General features: G+C 69.2%; 22 protein-coding genes and 1 tRNA gene. 12 read left to right on the top strand and 11 right to left on the bottom strand.

The features are described from left to right. Positions 1–23: 23 nt before the first annotated feature. Positions 24–1,988, top strand: a complete 1,965-nt coding sequence (acs, locus tag A5694_RS15435) for an acetate--CoA ligase (protein ID WP_064922780.1) — start codon at positions 24–26, stop codon at positions 1,986–1,988. Between the two features lie 45 nt (positions 1,989–2,033). Here the strand turns inward: acs and A5694_RS15440 are convergent, their stop codons facing one another. Further along, positions 2,034–2,750, bottom strand: a complete 717-nt coding sequence (locus A5694_RS15440; protein WP_082952685.1) for a peptidase — start codon at positions 2,748–2,750, stop codon at positions 2,034–2,036. A 212-nt stretch (positions 2,751–2,962) separates the two neighbouring features. Here A5694_RS15440 and A5694_RS15445 point away from each other — a divergent pair, with 212 nt between their 5' ends. Together A5694_RS15445 and A5694_RS15450 are read left to right on the top strand one after the other, a co-directional pair. Then, positions 2,963–3,520 carry a phage holin family protein gene (locus A5694_RS15445; protein WP_064922704.1) on the top strand — a complete coding sequence of 186 codons (558 nt, stop codon included), beginning with the start codon at positions 2,963–2,965 and terminating at the stop codon, positions 3,518–3,520. Beyond that, positions 3,520–4,479 carry an alpha/beta fold hydrolase gene (locus A5694_RS15450; protein WP_064922706.1) on the top strand — a complete coding sequence of 320 codons (960 nt, stop codon included), beginning with the start codon at positions 3,520–3,522 and terminating at the stop codon, positions 4,477–4,479. Before A5694_RS15445 ends, A5694_RS15450 begins: the two co-directional genes overlap by 1 nt. 1 nt (position 4,480) lies before the next feature. Here the strand turns inward: A5694_RS15450 and marP are convergent, their stop codons facing one another. The 4 genes from marP to nth all read right to left on the bottom strand — a co-directional run bounded on the left by marP (position 4,481) and on the right by nth (position 7,774). Continuing rightward, a complete protein-coding gene (marP, locus tag A5694_RS15455) occupies positions 4,481–5,674 on the bottom strand; it encodes an acid resistance serine protease MarP (RefSeq protein ID WP_064922708.1) in 1,194 nt (397 codons plus the stop codon). Then, entirely contained in the window at positions 5,671–6,363 is a 693-nt protein-coding gene (locus A5694_RS15460; protein WP_234786378.1) for an NUDIX hydrolase, read from the bottom strand. Before A5694_RS15460 ends, marP begins: the two co-directional genes overlap by 4 nt. A gap of 106 nt (positions 6,364–6,469) precedes the next feature. Continuing rightward, positions 6,470–7,081 (bottom strand): TlpA family protein disulfide reductase, encoded by a 612-nt coding sequence (locus A5694_RS15465; protein WP_064922712.1) that lies wholly within the window; start codon positions 7,079–7,081, stop codon positions 6,470–6,472. Between the two features lie 12 nt (positions 7,082–7,093). Continuing rightward, entirely contained in the window at positions 7,094–7,774 is a 681-nt protein-coding gene (gene nth, locus A5694_RS15470; protein ID WP_109535712.1) for an endonuclease III, read from the bottom strand. Positions 7,775–7,906: 132 nt separating this feature from the next. Between nth and A5694_RS24115 the strand changes: the two genes are divergently transcribed. Both A5694_RS24115 and crp read left to right on the top strand, forming a co-directional pair. Then, positions 7,907–8,047 carry a hypothetical protein gene (locus A5694_RS24115; protein ID WP_165604302.1) on the top strand — a complete coding sequence of 47 codons (141 nt, stop codon included), beginning with the start codon at positions 7,907–7,909 and terminating at the stop codon, positions 8,045–8,047. Positions 8,048–8,152: 105 nt separating this feature from the next. After that, positions 8,153–8,827, top strand: coding sequence for a cAMP-activated global transcriptional regulator CRP (gene crp, locus A5694_RS15475; RefSeq protein ID WP_013830875.1), 675 nt, complete (start codon positions 8,153–8,155; stop codon positions 8,825–8,827). Positions 8,828–8,924: 97 nt separating this feature from the next. Here the strand turns inward: crp and A5694_RS15480 are convergent, their stop codons facing one another. The 3 genes from A5694_RS15480 to A5694_RS23325 are packed head-to-tail and all read right to left on the bottom strand — an operon-like array spanning position 8,925 to position 10,308. Continuing rightward, positions 8,925–9,644 (bottom strand): MBL fold metallo-hydrolase, encoded by a 720-nt coding sequence (locus tag A5694_RS15480; RefSeq protein WP_234786377.1) that lies wholly within the window; start codon positions 9,642–9,644, stop codon positions 8,925–8,927. A gap of 47 nt (positions 9,645–9,691) precedes the next feature. Further along, the gene (locus tag A5694_RS15485) at positions 9,692–10,150 is read right to left on the bottom strand and encodes a RidA family protein (RefSeq protein WP_064922718.1); all 459 of its coding nucleotides are present in this window, start codon (positions 10,148–10,150) and stop codon (positions 9,692–9,694) included. Then, positions 10,147–10,308: a hypothetical protein gene (locus A5694_RS23325; RefSeq protein WP_019737648.1), complete on the bottom strand. Its 162-nt coding sequence runs from the start codon at positions 10,306–10,308 to the stop codon at positions 10,147–10,149. The genes A5694_RS15485 and A5694_RS23325 overlap by 4 nt, the downstream gene beginning before the upstream one ends. A gap of 47 nt (positions 10,309–10,355) precedes the next feature. On the opposite strand from A5694_RS23325, the gene A5694_RS15490 reads away from it, so the two are divergent. Together A5694_RS15490 and A5694_RS15495 are read left to right on the top strand one after the other, a co-directional pair. Further along, positions 10,356–11,378: an ArsA family ATPase gene (locus tag A5694_RS15490; RefSeq protein ID WP_064922720.1), complete on the top strand. Its 1,023-nt coding sequence runs from the start codon at positions 10,356–10,358 to the stop codon at positions 11,376–11,378. Next, on the top strand, positions 11,375–12,529 hold the full coding sequence (locus A5694_RS15495; RefSeq protein WP_064922722.1) for an ArsA family ATPase: 1,155 nt from the start codon (positions 11,375–11,377) through the stop codon (positions 12,527–12,529). The genes A5694_RS15490 and A5694_RS15495 overlap by 4 nt, the downstream gene beginning before the upstream one ends. 24 nt (positions 12,530–12,553) lie before the next feature. Here the strand turns inward: A5694_RS15495 and A5694_RS15500 are convergent, their stop codons facing one another. Then, positions 12,554–12,925, bottom strand: a complete 372-nt coding sequence (locus A5694_RS15500) for a WhiB family transcriptional regulator (protein ID WP_064922724.1) — start codon at positions 12,923–12,925, stop codon at positions 12,554–12,556. 331 nt (positions 12,926–13,256) lie between these two features. Between A5694_RS15500 and ponA2 the strand changes: the two genes are divergently transcribed. The 5 genes from ponA2 (at position 13,257) to A5694_RS15525 (ending at position 18,792) form a co-directional block, all read left to right on the top strand. Beyond that, positions 13,257–15,683 (top strand): transglycosylase/D,D-transpeptidase PonA2, encoded by a 2,427-nt coding sequence (gene ponA2, locus A5694_RS15505; protein ID WP_064922726.1) that lies wholly within the window; start codon positions 13,257–13,259, stop codon positions 15,681–15,683. A 38-nt stretch (positions 15,684–15,721) separates the two neighbouring features. After that, positions 15,722–16,684 (top strand): metallophosphoesterase, encoded by a 963-nt coding sequence (locus tag A5694_RS15510; RefSeq protein WP_064922728.1) that lies wholly within the window; start codon positions 15,722–15,724, stop codon positions 16,682–16,684. Further along, positions 16,681–17,787, top strand: coding sequence for a PLP-dependent cysteine synthase family protein (locus A5694_RS15515; protein ID WP_064922730.1), 1,107 nt, complete (start codon positions 16,681–16,683; stop codon positions 17,785–17,787). The genes A5694_RS15510 and A5694_RS15515 overlap by 4 nt, the downstream gene beginning before the upstream one ends. 379 nt (positions 17,788–18,166) lie before the next feature. Next, positions 18,167–18,240 (top strand) — tRNA-Pro (locus A5694_RS15520). Between the two features lie 294 nt (positions 18,241–18,534). After that, complete coding sequence (locus A5694_RS15525; protein ID WP_064922732.1) at positions 18,535–18,792, top strand: DUF3297 family protein; 258 nt, start codon at positions 18,535–18,537, stop codon at positions 18,790–18,792. A gap of 389 nt (positions 18,793–19,181) precedes the next feature. On the opposite strand, the gene A5694_RS15530 is transcribed toward A5694_RS15525, so the two are convergent. Further along, positions 19,182–20,972 carry a glycoside hydrolase family 15 protein gene (locus A5694_RS15530; protein WP_064922734.1) on the bottom strand — a complete coding sequence of 597 codons (1,791 nt, stop codon included), beginning with the start codon at positions 20,970–20,972 and terminating at the stop codon, positions 19,182–19,184. Between the two features lie 6 nt (positions 20,973–20,978). Then, the gene (locus tag A5694_RS15535) at positions 20,979–21,443 is read right to left on the bottom strand and encodes a GatB/YqeY domain-containing protein (protein WP_064922736.1); all 465 of its coding nucleotides are present in this window, start codon (positions 21,441–21,443) and stop codon (positions 20,979–20,981) included. Between the last annotated feature and the right edge of the window lie 14 nt (positions 21,444–21,457).

Below are 21,457 nucleotides of genomic sequence, written 5' to 3' on the forward strand. Positions count from 1 at the left end.
GCCGGGTGGTTAGGCTGCTGACCGTGAGCCAGAACCCCGATAGCGCCGCCGTCGATTCCCTGCCGTCGTACCCGCCCTCCCCGGCGTTCGCCGCCCGCGCCAACACCGGCGCCGAGGCCTACCAGGCGGCCGAGCGCGACCGGCTCGGATTCTGGGCCGAGCAGGCCAACCGGCTGCACTGGGACACGCCGTTCACCGAGGTGCTGGACTACTCTCGGGCGCCGTTCGCCCGCTGGTTCGCCGACGGCAAGCTCAACGTCGCCTACAACTGCGTGGACCGTCACGTGCAGGCCGGCCACGGCGACCGGGTGGCGATCCACTGGGAGGGCGAGCCGGTCGGCGACGCCCGCACCATCACCTATGCGGAGCTGCTCGCCGAGGTGAGCCGGGCCGCCAATGCGCTGACCGGGCTGGGTCTGGTCGCCGGAGATCGGGTGGCGATCTATCTGCCGATGATCCCCGAGGCGATCGTCGCGATGCTCGCCTGCGCCCGGTTGGGGGTGCTGCACACCGTGGTGTTCGCCGGGTTCTCCGCACACGCGCTGCGATCCCGCATCGACGACGCGCAGGCGAAGGTGGTGATCACCTCCGACGGGCAGTACCGGCGCGGCCAGGCTGCGGCGCTCAAGCCGGCGGTCGACGAGGCGGTCACCGGTGCCGAGTCGGTACAGCATGTGCTGGTGGTTCGGCGCACCGGTGGTGAGGTGGCGTGGGCGCCGGGCCGCGACCTGTGGTGGCACGACGTGGTCGACGCGGCGTCACCGCAGCACACCCCCGAGGCGTTTGAGGCCGAGCAGCCGCTGTTTCTGCTGTACACCTCGGGCACCACGGGCAAGCCGAAAGGCATCGTGCACACCAGCGGCGGGTATCTGACCCAGGCCGCCTACACGCACTACTGCGTGTTCGATCTGCGGGCCGACACCGACGTGTTCTGGTGCACCGCGGACATCGGCTGGGTCACCGGCCACACCTACGCCGTCTACGGCCCGCTGGCCAACGCCGCCACCGAGGTGATCTACGAGGGCACCCCGGAGCACCCGGACCAGCACCGGCACTTCCAGATCATCGAAAAGTACGGTGTGACAATCTATTACACCGCACCGACGCTGATCCGCACCTTCAAGAAGTGGGGCCGCGAGATCCCGGACACCCACGACCTGTCCAGCCTGCGGTTGCTGGGTTCGGTCGGTGAGCCGATCAACCCGGAGGCCTGGCGCTGGTACCGGCGGGTGATCGGGGCCGACGCGGTGCCGGTGGTCGACACCTGGTGGCAGACCGAGACCGGCGCGACGATGATCTGCCCATTGCCCGGGGTGGCCGCGGCCAAGCCCGGTGCGGCGATGCGGCCGCTGCCCGGCATCTCCGCGCGCATCGTCGACGATCACGGCGATCTGGTCTCCCCCCAGGACGCCGGCGGCGAACCGGTGTCGGGCTACCTGGTGATCGATCAGCCGTGGCCGTCGATGGCCCGCGGAATCTGGGGTGACGAACAGCGCTTCATCGACACCTACTGGTCGCGGTTCGCCGAGCAGGGCTGGTACTTCGCCGGTGACGGTGCCCGCTACGACGCCGACGGCGACATCTGGGTGCTGGGCCGTATCGACGACGTGATGAACGTGTCCGGGCATCGCATCTCCACCGCCGAGGTGGAGTCCGCACTGGTCGGTCACGCCGCGGTAGCCGAGGCCGCGGTGGTCGGGGCTCTCGACGAGCAGACCGGCCAACGGATCTGCGCCTTCGTGGTGCTGGCGGCATCGCACCGCGACGTCGGCGGCGCGATCATCGACGAACTGCGCCAACGTGTCACGGTGGAGATCTCGCCGATCGCGCGGCCCCGCGACGTCCACCTGGTCCCGGAACTGCCCAAGACCCGCAGCGGCAAGATCATGCGACGGCTGCTGCGCGACGTCGCCGACGGACGCGCACTCGGTGACACCTCAACCCTGGTTGACCCCAGCGTGTTCGACGCGATCCGGGCGGCCGACTGAGCCGATGCGGCGCCAGCTCCGCCGCGCTCCGCGAGCGCCTGAGCCTCAGGGAATCGGGACGAACCCCGCGCCCGGCCGGTCGTTGGCGTCGATATCGCCCAGCACGGCGTTGATCGACACCACCACCGCGGGCGTGTGCAAGGGGATGTACTTGACCACGCAGGTCGGCAGCGCTTCGCTGAACGCCCCGTGAATCATGCCGACCAGCATGTTGTTCACCACGACGGGCCCGCCGGAGTCGCCCGGGCGACCGCACACCTGCATCACGATGGTTCCCGGGTCCTGGCCCGGCCCCCAGGTGACCCCGCAGGAATTGCCGGTGGTGCGGCCCTGCTTGCAGGCGATCTGGCCGAAGATCGGGTCCGGTCCGATACCGCCGACGACGAAGCCGCCGAAGTTGGACACCGGCGTCACCTTGTCCGGGTCGAATTGGATCACCGCGTAGTCCAGGCCGTCGTTGCCGGCCACCATGCGGCCGATCGTGCCGTTGGCCTCCGCCCCCTCGGCGGCGACCTCCGCGCCGGGGCCGCCGCAGTGCGCGGAGGTGAAGCCGATCAGTGCACCGGTCTTGTCGTGGCCGATGGCCGTCAGCGTGCACATCGTGTCGCCGTCGACGACGATGCCGGCGCCGCCGCCCATCACCACCTTGTTGTCGGCGGAGGCCCGCGGGGCCGGTGCGGCAAGCGCGGCCAGAGCGGCCCAGGCCGCGCAAGTCAGCAGCGTCGCCAGAGCGCGCAGCAGCCAGCGGTGTGCGATCTGCACAGCGGTACTCCCGTCCGATCAGCTCCACCCCCGGTGGGCATAAAACAGCGTAGCGGCGGTCGCACGTGCGGCGGAGCCAGACGCGCGGACCGCTGCCATCACCACGGCACCAGCCCTGCCCAGTCCGGCCGCAGCTTTACCGGGGTCGCTCCTCGGCGCCGCTGACGCATGGCAACATTAAGCCGCGACGACAGCGAACGGGAGGACAGCCAGTGAGCAAGGCCGATCGCAGAAACGCAAAACGCGCCGCGGCTAAGGCGGACCGCAACGGGGTGCCCAACACGCTGGCGACCATCCCGCTGACCGATCCGCACGCCCTGCCCGCCGACCCGTCGCTGGGGGATCTGGTCAAAGACGCCACCGCCCAGATGTCGACGCTGGTGCGCGCCGAGGTCGAACTGGCCCGTGCCGAGATCACCCGGGACGTCAAGAAGGGCCTGACCGGCAGCGTGTTCTTCATCGCGGCGCTGGTCGTGCTGTTCTACTCGACCTTCTTTTTCTTTTTCTTCCTCGCCGAGGTGCTCGACATCTGGCTGCAGGACTGGGCCGCCTATCTGATCGTCTTCGGGATCATGCTGACGGTGGCCGTGGCCTTGGCCCTCCTGGGTTTCCTGCGGGTTCGGCGCATCCGCGGACCGCGCCAAACCATCGAATCGGTCCGAGAGACGCGCGAGGCGCTGCGCCCCGACCCGGAGCGGCTGCATTCGTCGGGGCCGCACGCGCTGGACGTCCAGGACGGCAAACCGGCCACCGATCCCTCGGGCTGGTAGTGCCGCCACCGGATCCGTCGATCACCCGCATCGACGGGCCGTGGCGACACTGGGACATCCACGCCAACGGCATACGTTTTCATGTCGTCGAGGCGACCCCGCCCGGCAAAGACCCCGCCGACGGCCCGCCGACGGCGCGGCCGCTGGTGATGCTGCTGCACGGGTTCGGCTCGTTCTGGTGGACCTGGCGCCACCAGCTGCGCGGGCTGACCGGTGTCCGGGTGGTCGCGGTCGACCTGCGCGGATACGGGGGCAGCGACAAGCCTCCCCGCGGCTACGACGGCTGGACCCTGGCCGGCGACACCGCCGGGCTCATCCGCGCCCTGGGGCACTCCTCGGCGATCCTGGTCGGCCACGCCGACGGCGGCCTGGTGTGCTGGGCGACCGCGCTGCTACACCCGCGGCTGGTGCGCGCCATCGCGGTGGTCAGCTCGCCGCACCCGGCGGCGCTGCGCAAGTCGGCGCTGACCCGCGCCGATCAGGGTCGGGCGCTGCTGCCGTGGTTGCTGCGCTACCAGATACCGTTCTGGCCGGAGCGCACCCTGACCCGCCGGGACGGCGCCGAGATCGAACACCTGGTACGTAGCAGAGCCGGGGTGAGTTGGCAGGCGGGCCAGGACTTCTCCGAAACCATGGGCCATCTGCGCGCCGCGATCCAGATACCGTCGGCAGCGCATTCCGCGCTGGAGTACCAACGCTGGGCGGTCCGCAGCCAATTACGCTCGGAGGGCCGGCGATTCATGAAGGCACTGGACCTTCGGACGCTGAACATCCCGCTGTTGCACCTACGCGGCGAGGACGACCCCTACGTACTCGCCGATCCGGTCGAGCGGACCCGGCGGTACGCGCCGCACGGCCAGTACGTGTCCTTGCCCGGCGCAGGGCATTTCGCCCACGAGGAAGCCCCCGATGCGGTCAACACCCACCTGATGCGGTTCCTGGCTGCCGCCCGGGCCTAACTTATTCGCCGCCCACGCAGGTCTGGGTCGACACGGGTTGGGTATCGCCGATCCGGGCGAGCTGGTTCGCCACCTCCTCGGCGGTCATCACGAACCCGGTGTCGGCGTCGTCGACGGCCGCACCGAAGACCACACCGAGCACCCGGCCGTCCATGTCGATCATGGGACCGCCCGAGTTTCCTTGTTGCACAGTGCCTCTGATGGTGTAGACCCGGCGGGTGATGGTAGCGGTGCGGTAGATGTCGGGTCCTTCGAGGTTGATGATGTCGCGGACCCGGGCCGGGGTCGCCTCGAAGACGCCGCCGCCGGGGTAGCCCAGAACCAGGGCGTCGGTGTCGGGCGCGGCCGGCGAGGAGGCGAACGCCAACGGCGGCAACGGCAGATCCGGCACGGCCAGGATCGAGATGTCTTCTTTGGGGTCGAAGGAGATCACCGTGGCGTCGTAGGACTTGGTACCGCTTTCCACGGTGACGCTGTCCGATCCGGCGACCACGTGCGCGTTCGTCATCACCCGGTTCGGCGAGATCACGAAACCGGTGCCCTCCAACACTTTCTGGCAATTGGGCGCCACCCCACGGATCCGCAGCACGCTCGGCGAGGCGGTCTCGACCACCGGGCTGGCGGCCAGTCCCGGGTCGGGCGCATCCACGGCGGCGATCGGCGTGCGGCTGAACGGCTCCAGCACGGCCGGCAGCCCGGAGTCGTCGAGCACCGCCGACAGCCGGCGCGGCACGTTCTTGAGCCAGCCCGGCGCGATCTCGTCGACTTGGCGCAAGACCCGCGAGTCATTGACCGCGGCAGCCAGATTCGGCTGATCGGATGCGGTCAACGGGGTGGCCAGCAGCCAGGCCGCGATGAGCACCACCACCAACTGCAGCACCACGCCGACGATCGAGTCCATCCCCCGCACGCCGGGGCTGCGGATCGCCCCGCGCACCGCCCGGCCCAGCACCACACCGGCGACCTCACCGATGACGACCATGGCCAGGATCAGGAACAGCGCGGCGAACAGCTTGAGCCGGGCCCCGGCGACGTGCTCGATCAGGTGCGGCGCCAGCAGCACCCCGGCCATCGCGCCGAGCGCCACACCGACGAAGGACAGCAGGGAGCCGAGCGCCCCGGAGCGCCAGCCGGATACTGCGGCAACAAAGGCGATCGCCAGCACGGCGATGTCCAGCCACTGCGACGACGTCATATCCCAGTCATCCCCGTTCCACCAGGTTCTCCTCCAAGCAGAGCCATGGCCTCGTCCAGGCCGCGCACCTCGGTGTGGTCCCAGGGCTGCGCCCAGCCGGCCACGTCCAACATCGCCGAGATCACCTGGGCGGTGAATCCCCAGACCAGCATCTCGTTGAGCCGAAACGCCGGCATGGCCCAACGCCGACTGCGGGCATCACGGTAAACCATCAACCGGTTCTCGGGGTTGATGAATGCCCGGACCGGAACCCGGGCCACCACAGCGGTCTCGGCCGGGTCCACCACGCGCACCGGCCCGGGATCTTGCGCGTAGGCCAGCACCGGCACCACCTGGAATCCCGAGGGGGCGATGAAGACCTTCTCCAGCACCACCAGCGGATGCACCCGGTCCGGGTCGATCCCGGTCTCCTCGTTGGCCTCCCGCAGCGCGGTGGCCACCGGCCCGGAGTCCCCGGGGTCGACGGCCCCGCCCGGGAATGCGGCCTGGCCGGCGTGGTGGCGCAGCGTCGAGGCGCGGACGGTGACCAGCAGGTCGGCCGATTCGATGCCGCCGCCCGACGGCGGACCGGAGAACAGCACCAGCACCGCCGCGTCACGGCCGTGCCCGGTGACGCGGGCCTTGGCGCTGGCCGCGGTGGTCATCGCGCGAACGTCGGCGGGCAGCCGGTGCAGGTAGGCGTTCGGCATCTTCTCGACGTTGTCGACCAGCGGGCGCAGCCAGGGTGGGGCCAACAGCCGGGGATCGCCAGCGTTCACCGCGTCTCCCTCTGTCCCGGATCCTGATCGCCCCACGTCAGCGCCCACTGCCCTCCACGGCGGCGGCGATCTCCTCGACGGTGGCGAAGGACTGCGGCAGGATGCGGGCAACGCTACCGTCCACGGCCAGCACCACGGTCGCGGGCATCACGTTGGGAACCCGCAGCGCCGCCGCCACCGCACGACGGCCGTCCTGCAGGGTGGGCAGCTGCACCCCCAGCTCGGTCAGCAGCGCCAATCCGGCCGCGGCGTTGTCGTCCTGGTGCACCGTCACCACCGTGACGTCCGGCCCGGCCCGGCGCTGGTATTCGGCGAGGGCCGGCAGCTCCTCACGGCACGGCCGGCACCAGTACGCCCACAGGTTCAGCACCACCCGGCGGCCGGCGAGCATGGCCGCCACGTCGACGGGCGCACCGTCGGCCGCGCATTCGACGGTGACGTCGCGCAGCGCACTCGGGCCGGCGCCGCCCGGGCCGATCCGGCAGGGCGGCAGCGCGGCGCGTTCACGGAGGTGGTCGAGGTCTGGCCCGGCGCTGGTCACCCCCGTGCTGCGGCCGGGCGGCACCGGCTCACGGCGCAGTTCGACCACCAGGCCGACGACCAGCGCGGCCGCCACCACCAGCACCGCGACGGTCCACCGGGTTCGCATCAGCGGCGGCCGCTACAGCCCGGCCAGGGCCAGCAGGTGCTCGGTCTCGGGGCCTTTGACCAGCGCGGCGGCCTCCATCGTGTTGGTGGGGCCGAGCCCGAACGAGGGGCAGTCCTTGGCCAGCACGCACACCCCGCAGGCCGGTTTACGGGAGTGGCAGACCCGCCGGCCGTGGAAGATCACCCGGTGAGACAGCAGGGTCCATTCCTTGCGTTCGATCAGCTCACCGACCGCGTGCTCGACTTTGACCGGGTCCTCCTCGCGCGTCCAGCCCCAGCGCCGCACCAGCCGCCCGAAGTGGGTGTCGACGGTGATTCCCGGTACGCCGAACGCGTTGCCCAGGATCACGTTGGCCGTTTTGCGGCCCACCCCGGGCAGGCGCACCAATTCGTCCATGCTGGCGGGTAGTTCACCGTCGTAACGCTCGACCAGCGCCTGCCCCAGGTTGATCAACGACGTCGCCTTGTTGCGGTAGAAGCCGGTGGGCCGGATGAGCTCCTCCAGCTCGGTGCGGTCGGCTTGGGCGTAGTCCAGCGCGGTCGGGTACCGGGCGAACAGCGCCGGTGTCGTCAGGTTCACCCGCACGTCGGTGCATTGAGCCGACAGCACCGTCGCGACGGCCAGCTCCAGCGGCGTGGTGAAGTCCAGTTCGCAGTGGGCGTCCGGAAAGGCTTGCGCCAGAGTTCGATTCATCCGCCGAGCGCGTCGCACCAGCCCGATCCGGGTCTCGGTGCGGGGCGCTCGGGAATCTTTGTCCACTGTCACCTCCGACAGGGTACTAATTTGTGACCGCAATGAGACCTTGCCCAGGTTTACTGTCACCTTGTGTCCTGGCTGCTGATCACCGCCATACCCATGCTGCTGATGTTGGCAGCGGTGGGGCTGGAGCGCATTGAGACCGGGTTGAACGAGGTCGAGACGACAAATCCGCAGTTTCCCCGGACTCGCCGCGCCAATCGTGTGTAGCGTTGGCACGTCGCTTGGCGCTTAGCCGTAGACTCAGATGGCTAGCCGGGTAGAGGCTGGCGCTTGCGCGATTCACATTTTCATCAAGAGCATCTAAGGGGCAACGTGGACGAGATCCTGGCGAGGGCCGGAATCTTCCAGGGAGTTGAGCCCAGCGCCGTCGCCGCGCTGACCAAGCAGCTTCAGCCCGTGGACTTTCCGCGCGGACACACCGTGTTCGCCGAAGGGGAGCCCGGCGATCGGCTGTACATCATCGTCTCCGGGAAAGTGAAGATCGGCCGGCGGTCGCCGGACGGCCGGGAGAACCTGCTGACCATCATGGGCCCGTCGGACATGTTCGGTGAGTTGTCAATCTTCGACCCCGGCCCGCGGACCTCCAGCGCGACCACCATCACCGAGGTGCGGGCGGTCTCGATGGACCGCGACGCGCTGCGGTCGTGGATCTCCGATCGGCCCGAGATCGCCGAGCAGCTGCTGCGGGTGCTGGCCCGCCGGCTGCGCCGCACCAACAACAACCTGGCCGACCTGATCTTCACCGACGTGCCCGGCCGGGTCGCCAAGCAGCTGCTGCAGCTGGCGCAGCGGTTCGGCACCCAGGAGGGCGGCGCCCTGCGGGTTACCCACGATCTGACCCAGGAAGAGATCGCCCAGCTGGTCGGGGCGTCGCGGGAGACGGTGAACAAGGCGCTGGCCGACTTCGCCCACCGCGGCTGGATCCGGCTGGAGGGCAAGAGTGTGCTGATCAGCGACTCCGAGCGGCTGGCCCGGCGCGCGAGGTAGTTTCGCCGAGGCTGTCGTTAGCGTGGAAAAGTACGAGTAGCGGCCGCGCTAACTCTCCCCCGCAAGCGGGAGGTGCCCCCAGGCTCGCGGGGGGTGTTCAGCTCCGCAGGTAGTTCAGCTGGGCCTGCACCGACCATTCCGCCGCGCCCCACAACTCCTCGTCGACGTCGGTGTAGACGTATTCGACGACCTGGCGCGCGGTGGCGTCGTCCCCGAGGGCGGTCAGGGCCGAGCGCACCTGGTTGAGTCGTTGCTCGCGGTGTGCCAGGTAGCCGGTGGCGGCGGCCTCGAGGTCCGGCAGCTCGGGACCGTGCCCGGGCAGCACCGTCCGTCCGCCCAGCCCGCGCAGCCGGCGCAGCGAGTCGAGGTACTGCGCCAGGTCGCCGTCTTCGGTGTCGATCACGGTGGTGCCGCGGCCCAGCACGGTGTCGGCGGTCAGCACGGCATCGTCGAGCACGAACGACAGCGAGTCCGCGGTGTGCCCGGGAGTGGCCAGCACCGTGATGCGCAGCCCGGCCGCATCGATCACCTGCCTGTCGGCCAGGCCGCCACCCATCCGGCGCTGAAATCCGCTGCCGGCCGAATACACCGGCGCCCCGACCGCGTCGGCCAGCTTGTCGATGGCGTCGGTGTGGTCGAAATGCCGGTGGCTGATCAACACCAGCGCGATCTTGCCGACCTCGGCGAGCCGGCTGATGTGCTCGTCGTCATCGGGCCCGGGGTCGACGATCACCACCTCGTCACTGCCCGGCCCGCGCAGCACCCAGGTGTTGGTGCCCTCCAGCGTCATCAGGCCGGGATTGTCGGCCAGCAGCACCGACGCGGTCGCGGTGACCGGTCGCAGCTGACCGTAGGCGGGGTGGCTCAGGGCGCGATCTCCACGATCAACTCGACTTCCACCGGCGCGTCCAGCGGCAGCTCGGAGACCCCGACGGCCGAGCGGGCGTGCGCACCGGCCTCGCCGAACACCTCGCCGAGCAGCTCGGAGGCGCCGTTGATGACGGCGGGCTGGCCGTTGAAGTTCGGGCCCGATGCGACGAACCCGACCACCTTGACCACCCGGGTCACCGAGTCGAGCCCGACCAGGGCGTCCACGGCGGCCAGCGCGTTGAGCGCACAGATGCGGGCCAGCGCATAGCCGTCCTCCGGGCTGACCTCCGCGCCCACCTTGCCGCGGCGGGCCAACTTGCCGCCGGCCATCGGCAGCTGACCGGAGGTGTAGACCAACTCGCCGGTCCGCACCGCCGGTACGTAGGCCGCCAACGGCGCGACCACCTCGGGCAGCTCGATCCCGAGTTCGGTCAACCGGGCCCGCCAGCTCATTTCGGGCGCTTCAGGAAGGCGATGAGCTGCTCACCGGAAGGCCCGGGCAGCACGGTGACCAGCTCCCAGCCGTCCTCGCCCCACTGGTCGAGGATCTGCTTGGTGGCGTGCGTGATCAACGGGACGTTGGCGTACTCCCACACCGTGCGTTCGCTCATGGGAGCGAGCTTATCGCTAGCACGCTCAACCCCTTGGTTAGCATGCAGTGGTGACAGCCACACCCAGCGGCGAGCCCGCCATCGGCTGGCCTTCGCGTTTGTCCAAGGCCCGGCTGCATTTCGTGACCGGCAAGGGCGGTACCGGCAAGTCGACGGTGGCGGCCGCACTGGCGCTGTCCCTGGCGGCCGGCGGGCGCCGCGTGCTGCTGGTGGAAGTCGAAGGGCGCCAAGGCATTGCGCAGCTCTTCGATGTGCCGCCGTTGCCACCGGACCCGAGCAAGATCGCGACCGCCGAGGACGGTGGGCAGGTCGACGCGCTGGCGATGGACATCGAGGCCGCGTTCCTGGAATACCTCGACTTGTTCTACAACCTGGGCATTGCCGGGCGGGCGATGCGACGCGTCGGGGCGGTCGAGTTCGCCACCACCATTGCGCCGGGCCTGCGCGACGTCATCCTCACCGGCAAGATCAAGTACCACGTGATCCAGACCGACAAGAACAACAAGCCGGTCTATGACGCGATCGTGGTCGACGCGCCGCCCACCGGCCGGATCGCCCGATTCCTCGACGTCACCAAGGCGGTATCGCAGTTGGCCAAGGGCGGCCCGGTGCATTCGCAGGCCGAGGGTGTGGTGAAGCTGTTGCACTCCGATCAGACGGCGATCCACCTGGTGACGCTGCTGGAGGCGCTGCCGATGCAGGAGACCATCGAGGCCATCGAGGAGCTGCGGGAGCTGGAGTTGCCGATCGGCAGCGTGATCGTCAACCGCGACATCCCCGCGCATCTGGAGCCGGACGATCTGGCCAAGGCGGCCGAGGGCGTCGTCGACGCCGACGCGGTCCGGGCCGGCCTGGCCGCCGCCGGGATCACCCTGGACGACGACGATTTCGCCGGCCTGCTGACCGAGACCATCCAGCACGCGACCCGCATCAGCGCTCGCACCGAAACGGCCGAACAGCTCGAGAAGCTCGACGTGCCGCGTCTGCATCTGCCGACGATCACCGACGGCGTCGACCTCGGCAGCCTCTACGAGCTCTCCGAGATCCTCGCCCGACAGGGGGTTCGATGACACCCGACCCGGCCGGCAAGCCGCTGGCACTGGACATGGCCGCCATCCTGGCCGACACCGCCAACCGGGTGGTGGTGTGCTGTGGCGCCGGCGGCGTCGGCAAGACCACCACCGCCGCCGCGATGGCGCTGCGGGCCGCGGAATACGGCCGCACCGTGGTGGTGCTGACCATCGACCCGGCCCGGCGACTGGCCCAAGCCCTGGGCATCGACGACCTGGGCAACACCCCGCAGCGGGTGCCGCTGCCCGACGAGGTGCCCGGCGAGCTGCACGCGATGATGCTCGACATGCGCCGCACGTTCGACGAGATGGTGACGCAGTACTCCGGGCCCGAACGGGCGGAGGCCATCTTGAACAACCAGTTCTACCAAACGGTGGCCACCTCGCTGTCGGGCACGCAGGAGTACATGGCCATGGAGAAGCTCGGCCAGCTGCTCTCCGAGGACCGCTGGGATCTGGTGGTGGTCGACACCCCGCCGTCGCGCAACGCCCTGGACTTCCTGGACGCACCGAGGCGACTGGGCAGTTTCATGGACAGCCGGCTGTGGAAGCTGCTGCTGGGTCCCGGACGGGGCTTCGGCAAGCTGGTCGCCGGAGCGCTCGGCTTGGCGATGAAGGCGCTCTCGACCGTGCTGGGTTCTCAGATGCTTTCCGATGCAGCGGGTTTCGTCCAATCGCTGGACGCCACCTTCGGCGGCTTTCGGGAGAAGGCTGACCGCACCTACGAGCTGCTCAAGCGCCGAGGCACCCAGTTCGTGGTGGTCTCAGCGGCCGAGCCCGATGCGTTGCGGGAGGCGTCGTTCTTCGTCGACCGGCTTTCCTCCGAGCACATGCCGCTGGCCGGATTGATCCTCAACCGGACCCATCCGATGCTGTGCGAGCTGCCGATCGAGCGCGCCATCGACGCCATCGAGACGCTGCAGGACACCCCGACCGGCCAGACGGCGTCCGACGGGGCCAAGGCGCTCACCACCGCGGCGTTGCAGATTCACGCCGAACGCGGCGCCACCGCCAAGCGTGAGGTCCGGCTGCTGTCGCGCTTCACCCGGGCGAACCCGCGCGTGCCCATCGTCGGGGTGCCGTCACTGCCGTTCGACGTCTCCGACCTGGAGGCCCTCGGCGCGATCGCCGACCAGCTGACCGCGAAGTAGACGCGAAGAAAGCTCAGCGGCCGTTCAGCCGGCGTCGCGTTGTTTGCGCTGGGCGGCGAAGTACTCCCGCCAGGAGGTCACCTCGGGGTGCTGTTTGAGCAGCGCCCGGCGTTGCCGCTCGGTCATGCCGCCCCATACGCCGAACTCCACCCGGTTGTCCAGGGCGTCGGCCAGGCATTCGAGTACCACCGGGCAGTGCCGGCAGATCACCGCCGCCTTGCGCTGGGCGGCACCGCGTACAAAGAGTTCATCCGGGTCAGCGCCTCGGCAGAGCGCCTTGGAGACCCAGGCGATCCTGCCCTCGTCCTGCACGCCACGCAGGACGGTTCGGGACGGCTGGGAAGCTGATGCCACTGATGTGCTGGTCTTGTGAACCGCTGGCCGTGTAACAGACACTGACGATCCTCCGTCCCGGCCGCCCCGGCAGCCACCTATTCAACATCAACGCCGACCGCTATTGCGATCTACGCCACATCGTGTCATCAGTGTTACCTGAATCGCACTCGATGTCCAAGTTAGGTGGTCAGGTGGCATCTGCGCAACCGGTAGAAGCGCCCTTTTTTGGGACAACCGTGCCGTCCGATCATGATCTGCGGGGCTATCGGCCCTCGCGAGCGTTCCCGACCCGGCTTTTTCTGACGCCGGCGACAACTGCCTGGATCCGGCGTTCGGGGTCTGCTGGGGACTTCGGTGAGCGTCACCGGCCACCGGCGTTACTGTGTTAGCCATGTCGGAGCGTCCCCCGACCGGCCCAACCGTGCTCAAACTGGCCGGGTGTTGTTTGCTCGCCGCCGTGCTCCTTGCGGCGTTGCTGTTCCCGGTCGCGGGCGGGATCGGCCTGATGTCCAATCGCGCCTCCGACGTGGTGGCCAACGGCTCGGCCCAGTTGGTCAACGGCGACGTGCCGGCGGTGACGACGATGGTCGACGCCAAGGGCAACACAATCGCGTGGCTGTACTCCCAGCGCCGATTCGAGGTTCCCAGCGAAAAGATCGCCGACACGATGAAGTTGGCGATCGTCTCCATCGAGGACAAGCGGTTCGCCGAGCACAGCGGTGTCGACTGGAAGGGCACGCTGACCGGGCTGGCCGGCTACGCCTCCGGGGATATCGACACCCGCGGCGGCTCGACACTGGAGCAGCAGTACATCAAGAACTACCAGTTGCTGGTGCTGGCCCAGACCGACGCCGAGAAGCGCGCCGCGATCGAGACCACCCCGGCGCGCAAGCTGCGCGAGATCCGGATGGCGCTCACCCTGGACCGCACCTTCAGCAAGCCGCAGATCCTGACCCGCTACCTCAACCTGGTGTCGTTCGGCAATAACTCCTTCGGTATCCAGGATGCGGCCCAGACCTACTTCGGGGTCGACGCCTCGGACCTGAACTGGCAGCAGGCGGCGCTGCTGGCCGGGATGGTGCAGTCGACCAGCGCGCTGAACCCCTACACCAATCCCGAGGGCGCGCTGGCACGGCGAAACCTGGTGCTGGACACCATGATCGAGAACCTGCCCGACCAGGCCGACGCGTTGCGGGCGGCCAAACAGGAGCCGCTGGGCATCCTGCCGCAACCCAACGAGTTGCCGCGAGGCTGCATCGCGGCCGGCGACCGGGCCTTCTTCTGCGACTACGTGCAGGAATACCTGGCGCGGGCCGGCATCAGCAAGGAGCAGGTGGCCCGCGGCGGGTATGTCATCCACACCACGCTGGACCCCGACGTGCAGGGCTCGGTCAAGCAGGCGATCGACAGTTTCGCCAACCCGAACGTGCAGGGCATCGCCAGCGTGATGAGCGTGATCAAACCCGGCAGCGACGCGCACCCGGTGCTGGCGATGGCCAGCAACCGCACCTACGGGCTCAACGGCGAGATCGGCGAAACCATGCGGCCCCAACCGTTCTCGCTGGTCGGAGACGGTGCCGGGTCGATCTTCAAGACGTTTACGGTGGCCGCGGCGCTGGAGATGGGCATGGGAATCAGCGCCGAACTCGATGTGCCCGGCCGGTTCCAGACCAAGGGCATGGGCTCAGGCGGTGCCAAGGGCTGCCCCAAGGAGACCTGGTGCGTGGTGAACGTCGCCCCCTACCGCTCGCCGATGAACGTCACCACGGCGCTGGCCACCTCGCCGAACACCGCATTCGCCAAACTCATCTCCCAGGTCGGGGTGGGCCGCACCGTCGACATGGCGATCAAGCTGGGGCTGCGCTCCTACGCCGATCCGGGCACCGCCCGCGACTACGACCCGGACAGCAACGAGAGCCTGGCCGACTTCGTCAAACGCCAGAACCTGGGCTCGTTCACCCTGGGCCCGATCGAAGTCAACGCACTGGAGCTGTCCAACGTCGCCGCCACCTTGGCCTCCGGCGGCATCTGGTGCCCGCCGAACCCGATCGACAAGGTCTTCGACCGCAACGGCAACGAGGTAGCCGTCACCACCGAGACCTGTGACCGGGTGGTTCCCGAGGGGCTGGCCAACACCTTGGCCAACGCGTTGAGCAAAGACATCGCCGGCGGTGGCACCGCGGCGCCCGCGGCCGGTTCGGTGGGCTGGGACCTGCCGATGGCCGGCAAGACCGGCACCACCGAGGCGCACCGGTCCTCGGGCTTCCTGGGATTCACCAACCGCTACGCGGCGGCGAACTACATCTTCGACGACTCCAGCTCGCCGTCAGACCTGTGCTCGTTCCCGCTGCGGCACTGCGGCGACGGCGATCTGTACGGCGGCAACGAGCCGGCCCGGACCTGGTTCGCCGCGATGAAGCCGATCGCCACCGACTTCGGCGACGTCGTCATGCCGCCGACCGACCCGCGCTACGTCGACGGCGGGCCCAACTCGCGGGTGCCCAGCGTGGTCGGCCTGGACATCGACGCCGCGCGGGCCCGTCTCAAGGAGGTCGGCTTCCAGGTCGCCGACCAACCGAACTGGGTCAACAGCAGCGCCCGCTCCGGAGCGGTGGTGGGCACCTCGCCTAACGGACAGACCATTCCCGGGTCGATCATCACCATCGAGGTCAGCAACGGCATCCCGCCGCCACCACCGCCGCCGCCGGAGGGCATGCCCCCGCCGGTGGGCTCGACCGTGGTCGAAATTCCGGGGCTGCCGCCGATCACCATTCCGCTGCTGCCACCGCCGGCCCCCGGGCAGCCGCTGCCGCCGTAACCGCGGAGCGTCTGCTGCGGCGCAGTAGGCTGAAACCCATGGCTGCATCACCTGCCCTGACCCGGTCCCTCGTCGCCGCATCGGCCGCGCTCGGACCGGCGGCCCTCGTGGCGTACGGCGCGATCATCGAACGCAATGCCTTCGTGGTGCGTGAGGCGACGATGCCGGTGCTGACGCCGGGCTCGTCACCGTTGCGGGTGCTGCACATCAGCGACATCCACATGCGGCCCGGCCAGCGCCGCAAACAGGCGTGGCTGCGTGAGCTGGTCCGGCTGGAACCGGACCTGGTGGTCAACACCGGCGACAACCTGGCCCACCCCAAGGCGGTGCCGGCCGTGGTGCAGGCGCTGGGCGATCTGCTGTCGGTGCCGGGGGTGTTCGTCTTCGGCAGCAACGACTACTTCGGGCCGCGGCCCAAGAATCCGGCGAAGTATCTGACCAAGCCGACGCATCGCGTCTACGGCACCCCGCTGCCGTGGCAGGACCTGCGCGCGGCGTTCACCGAACGCGGCTGGCTGGACCTGACCCACAACCGTCGCGAATTCGACGTGGCCGGGCTGCGGATCGCCGCCGCGGGCGTCGACGACCCACACATCGAACGGGACCGCTACGACACCATCGCCGGCCCGGTCGACCCGACGGCCAATCTGCGGCTCGGGCTGACCCACTCGCCGGAGCCGCGGGTGCTGGACCGCTTCGCCGCCGACGGCTACCAGCTGGTGATGGCCGGCCACACCCACGGCGGGCAGCTGTGCCTGCCGTTCTACGGGGCACTGGTGACCAACTGCGGCCTGGACCGGTCCCGGGTCAAGGGGCCGTCGCAGTGGGGCGCCGACATGCGCCTGCACGTCTCGGCGGGGATCGGCACCTCGCCGTACGCGCCGGTGCGCTTCGCCTGCCGCCCGGAGGCCAGCCTGCTGACCCTGGTCCCCGCGCCGACCGGCGGCGACGACTCTCGCCTCAGCCGCGGCTCCACGCAGCCGTCCGTGTCGGCCCGTTGACCGCACGGGTTGCCGACCACGGGCACCCACGGCGCTGGGCCGACAACGCGATCCGGCTGATCGAGGCCGACGCGCGGCGCAGTGCCGACACCCACCTGCTGCGCTATCCGCTGCCGTCGGCGTGGGCTGCCGACGCGGATGTGGCGCTGTATCTCAAGGACGAGACCACCCACATCACCGGCAGCCTCAAGCACCGGCTGGCCCGCTCACTGTTCCTCTACGGGCTGTGCAACGGCTGGATCGCCGAGGGCACCACGGTGGTGGAGGCCTCGTCGGGGTCGACGGCGGTGTCGGAGGCTTATTTCGCTGCCCTGCTGGGCCTGCCGTTCGTCGCGGTGATGCCGGCCTCGACCAGCGCCTCGAAGGTGGCGTTGATCGAGGCGCAGGGCGGGCGGTGTCATTTCGTGGAGCATTCGGCCGACGTCTACGCCGAAGCCGAGCGGATCGCCGCCGAGAGCGGCGGGCACTACCTGGATCAGTTCACCAATGCCGAGCGGGCCACCGACTGGCGCGGCAACAACAACATCGCCGAATCGATCTTCTCCCAGCTGCGCGACGAAGCCCACCCGATCCCGGACTGGGTCGTGGTCGGGGCCGGCACCGGTGGCACCAGCGCGACGATCGGGCGTTACATCCGGTATCGCCGCCACCCGACCCGGCTGTGTGTGGTCGACCCGGAGCGTTCGGCGTTCTATCCGGCCTACGAGCAGTGCCGGTCTGACGTGGTGATCGAGGAGTCCTCGCGCATCGAGGGCATCGGACGGCCGCGGGTGGAGCCGTCGTTCCTACCGGATGTGGTGGACCGGATGGTGGCGGTACCCGACGCGGCCTCGGTGGCCACCATGCGGCACGTCAGCGCGGTGCTGGGCCGGCGGGTGGGCGCCTCGACGGGCACCAATGTGTGGGGGGCGTTCGGGTTGCTGGCCGAGATGGTCGCCGACGGGCGCAGCGGGTCGGTGGTGACCGTGCTGGCCGACAGCGGCGACCGCTACGCCGACACCTACTTCTGCGACGACTGGGTGGCGCAGCAAGGGCTGGACACCGCCGGTCCGGCCGCGGTGCTGGCCGGGTTCGAGCGGTCCTGCCGCTTCGCGTTCGCCTGAGCCCCCTCTTCGGCGGTGTCAGGGTTGGTGGCCACCAGCCACAGCGCAGCCAGAGCGAAGAACCCGGCATACACCGCGCCGCCCAACAGCGTCATGATCTGGCTCCCTTGCTAAACGTTATTAGCCAGTCTGCCTAGTCTTGGCTGTGTTTGCAGCTCCCCACGCCGGAATGTGGGGCGTTTCATGCTGCTGGCAGCGGGGTGACCTGCGCCGCGAGGGAGCTTGCTGCCGCCCAGCTCCCCCGTGACGCCGGCGGGGAACTAGGTGATAGTTGCCCGCCTTTGCGCGACAACTCGACGCTGACGGGGCGGGCAGATCTCCGCATGGGCAGTGCGTTTGGGTGGCTGCGGGGGCGGTGCGATACGCTGTCGTGGCTTCACGGGGTGTGGCGCAGCTTGGTAGCGTGCTTCGTTCGGGACGAAGAGGTCGTGGGTTCGAATCCCGCCACCCCGACTCAGGTTGTTGCAGGTAGAGGGCTCCGACTGGTCAATCCGGTCAGGGGCCCTTTTCCGTCGCGGTCCGCAGTAGCTTTCAGCGCCTTCCGGCGAGCCGAGTCGAGAGCGACCTACACCTGCTCCAGAGCGGAAACAGTCGACGACCGCGTCATCGCGTGTGGCGGGGGTGCTGTAGCCCGTCTTGCGCCCCGCGGTGCTGGGCACGCCTTGGGCTGTGCATCACGGCAGGGTCGCGTAGGTTTTTAGAGCATCAGTATCCGAGAACTCCACGCAGCATTCAACGAAAGTCATCATGTCCGAGGACCAGAGCACAGACGTTCCACCCAATCACCTCTCCGTCGATCCGCGCAGCGCCTTCTATAACGAAGAGACGCTCCGCCGCGGCGTGGGTATTCGCTTCAACGGCGCCGAGAAAACCAATGTGCACGAATACAACGTGGCCGAGGGTTGGGTGCGGGTGGAAGTCCCCACCGCCAAGGATCGCCGCGGAAATCCGATGGTCGTCAAGCTCAGCGGCACGGTTGAACCGTATTTCCGCCCCGCGGAGTAGCGGGTGCCCCTGATTTGGCGCCGCGGTTCTAGGTTCGACGGACCGTGCCGAGGCGAGCCGGTCACCCCAACGATCGAACAGCGGTTCGGCCCGCTGGCGGAGCGCCAGATGTGCGTCAAAGCTGTGTCGATAGCCGGAATCCCACGACCGCGGACGGGTACGGCGGTGGACCGGCACGGGGGCGAGACGCCAGGAATTCCGCTTCGATCATGATGTCGGCTGCGGCGGCACCGGCCTACCCTGGACACGTGATGGAAGTACTCCCGTGGGTGGTTCCGATCATCGCGATCCTGGTCATCGTCAGCGTCCTGATCGCGCTCTCGGCGCACTTCAACCACGACTGAGCAGCACGCGGCCCAGCGGTATCCAGGTGGGGACTCCCGGGACCGCTAGATGCCACGCGTCCGGGTCGACTCCCCGCTGAGCCCCCGGGCCGTATTGACCAGGCCCACCATCGAAAACGCCTGCGGGGTGTTGCCGACCAGCCGGCCGGCGGCGGTGTCGTACTCCTCGCTGAGCAGCCCGACATCGTTGCGCAGGCTCAACAGGCGCTCGAACAACGCCCGGGCCTCATCGCGGCGGCCGATGCCGTGCAGCGCGTCGGCCAGCCAGAAGGTGCACACCAAAAACGCGCCCTCGCTGCCGGGCAGACCGTCCACCGAGCCCTGGTCGGTGTCATAGCGCCTCAAGAAGCCGTCGCTGGACAGCTCCCGCTGCACCGCAGCGACGGTCCCCACCACCCGCGGGTCGTCCCACGGCAGGAAACCCACCCGGGGGATCAGCAACAGCGCCGAGTCCAGGCCGGCGGAACCGTAGGACTGGGTGAAGGTCTGCCGCTCGGCGTCGAAGCCATGCTCGCAGACGTCGGCGTGGATCGCCGCTGCCAGCGCCCGCCACCGATCGACCGGTCCGTCCCGGCCGTGGGTCTGCACCGCGTGCACCGCCCGGTCCACGCCCGCCCACGCCATCACCTTCGAGTGCACGAAATGCCGTTGCGGGCCGCGGACCTCCCACAGGCTGGCGTCGGGCTGGTGCCAGTTGCCCTCGAGGAAGTCCAGCAGGGCGCGCTGGATGTCCCAGGCGGTGTCCTCGCACTCCAGACCGGAATCCAGCGCAAGGTTCAGCCCGTCGAGCACCTCGCCCCACACGTCGAGTTGGAACTGACCGGCCGCGTCGTTGCCGACCCGCACCGGCGCCGAACCCTCGTACCCGGACAACCAATCCAGGGTCAGCTCCGGCAGCCGGCGGGTGCCGTCCAGGCCGTACATGATCTGCAGTTTGGCCGGGTCACCGGCCACCGCGCGGACCAGCCACTCCCGCCAGGCCTTGGCTTCGGCGACGTAGCCGGTGCCCAGCAGCGCCTGCAGCGTGAAGGTGGCATCCCGCAGCCAGCAGTAGCGGTAATCCCAATTACGCACCCCGCCAAGGCTTTCCGGAAGTGATGTGGTGGCGGCGGCGACGATGCCGCCGGTAGGGGCGTAGGTGAGCGCCTTGAGCGTGATCACCGCGCGGCGCACCGCATCCGACCACTGACCCCGGTATCGGCACTGGTCGATCCAGTTCTGCCAGAACGACAGCGTCTTGCCCAGAGCATGCATGGCCTCGGATCGCACGGCGTCGGGCAGCAGATGCGACGGCGTGTGGGTCAGCACGAACGGCACCTTGTCGCCGGCGGACACCTCGAATTCCGCGACGGTTGTCATGTTTTCGCCCCGCATGGTGACCGGGCTGCTCAGACAGACCGTGTCCGGGCCGGCCACCGCGATCAGCCCCTCCTCGCTGCGGCGCATCCAGGGCACCACATTGCCATAGTCGAACCGGATCGCCAGGTCCATGCGCACCGGCACCCGCCCGGAGATGCCCTCGACGATCCGGACCACGTCGGCGGCCTTCCCCCGCGGCGGCATGAAGTCGGTGACGCGCACCGTGCCGTCGCCGGTGTCCCATTCGCTGTCGACGACCAGGGTGTCGCCGCGGTAGCCGCGCCGGGTGGCCGGGCCGCCGGCAGCCGGGGCGATGCGCCAGTAGCCGGCGGACTCGTCGTGCAACAGCGCCGCAAAACAGGCCGGGGAGTCGAACCGCGGCAGGCACAGCCAGTCGATGCTGCCGTCACGGCCCAAAAGCGCCGCGGTGTGCAGGTCACCCAGTAGCGCGTAGTCCTCGATCGGTGCCGACGCCATCGGCGATCAGAGGCGTTCCTTGACCGCGGCCGACAACCGGGAACCATCGGCCTTGCCCGCGGCGATCGCGGTAGCGGCCTTCATCACCAGACCGATGTGCTTGGAGTGCGGGCGTTCACCGATCTGCTCGGCCACCTGCGCCAGTGCGGTGTCGACGACGTCGGCCAATTCGGCCTCGCTGAGCGGTTCGGGCAGGTACTCGGCGATGATCCGGGCCTCGGCGTGTTCTTCGGCGGCGAGCTCACCACGGCTGTTCTGGGTGTAGATCTCCGCGGACTCCGCGCGCTTGCGCGCCTCGCGCGCCAGCACCTTGAGCACCTCGTCGTCGGTCAGCTCGCGGGCCTGCTTGCCGGCGACCTCTTCGGACTGGATCGCGGCCAGCAGCATCCGTAAGGTCGCGGTGCGCAGCTTGTCTTGCGCCTTCATCGCTTCGGTCAGGTCCGCCCGCAACTGCGATTTGAGTTCCGCCATGCCGCATAACGCTA

It is taken from the genome of Mycolicibacter sinensis (assembly GCF_001667945.1).
Taxonomy (GTDB): domain Bacteria; phylum Actinomycetota; class Actinomycetes; order Mycobacteriales; family Mycobacteriaceae; genus Mycobacterium; species Mycobacterium sinense_B.

Bases quoted from the DNA above. Each gene is read 5' to 3' on its own strand.
- marP (WP_064922708.1), bottom strand. From the start codon at position 5,674: ATGACGTCGTCGCAGTGGCTGGACATCGCCGTGCTGGCGATCGCCTTT.
- A5694_RS15460 (WP_234786378.1), bottom strand. From the start codon at position 6,363: ATGCCGAACGCCTACCTGCACCGGCTGCCCGCCGACGTTCGCGCGATG.
- A5694_RS15465 (WP_064922712.1), bottom strand. From the start codon at position 7,081: ATGCGAACCCGGTGGACCGTCGCGGTGCTGGTGGTGGCGGCCGCGCTG.
- nth (WP_109535712.1), bottom strand. From the start codon at position 7,774: ATGAATCGAACTCTGGCGCAAGCCTTTCCGGACGCCCACTGCGAACTG.
- A5694_RS15485 (WP_064922718.1), bottom strand. From the start codon at position 10,150: ATGAGCTGGCGGGCCCGGTTGACCGAACTCGGGATCGAGCTGCCCGAG.
- A5694_RS23325 (WP_019737648.1), bottom strand. From the start codon at position 10,308: ATGAGCGAACGCACGGTGTGGGAGTACGCCAACGTCCCGTTGATCACG.
- A5694_RS15495 (WP_064922722.1), top strand. From the start codon at position 11,375: ATGACACCCGACCCGGCCGGCAAGCCGCTGGCACTGGACATGGCCGCC.
- ponA2 (WP_064922726.1), top strand. From the start codon at position 13,257: ATGTCGGAGCGTCCCCCGACCGGCCCAACCGTGCTCAAACTGGCCGGG.
- A5694_RS15510 (WP_064922728.1), top strand. From the start codon at position 15,722: ATGGCTGCATCACCTGCCCTGACCCGGTCCCTCGTCGCCGCATCGGCC.
- A5694_RS15525 (WP_064922732.1), top strand. From the start codon at position 18,535: ATGTCCGAGGACCAGAGCACAGACGTTCCACCCAATCACCTCTCCGTC.
- A5694_RS15530 (WP_064922734.1), bottom strand. From the start codon at position 20,972: ATGGCGTCGGCACCGATCGAGGACTACGCGCTACTGGGTGACCTGCAC.
- A5694_RS15535 (WP_064922736.1), bottom strand. From the start codon at position 21,443: ATGGCGGAACTCAAATCGCAGTTGCGGGCGGACCTGACCGAAGCGATG.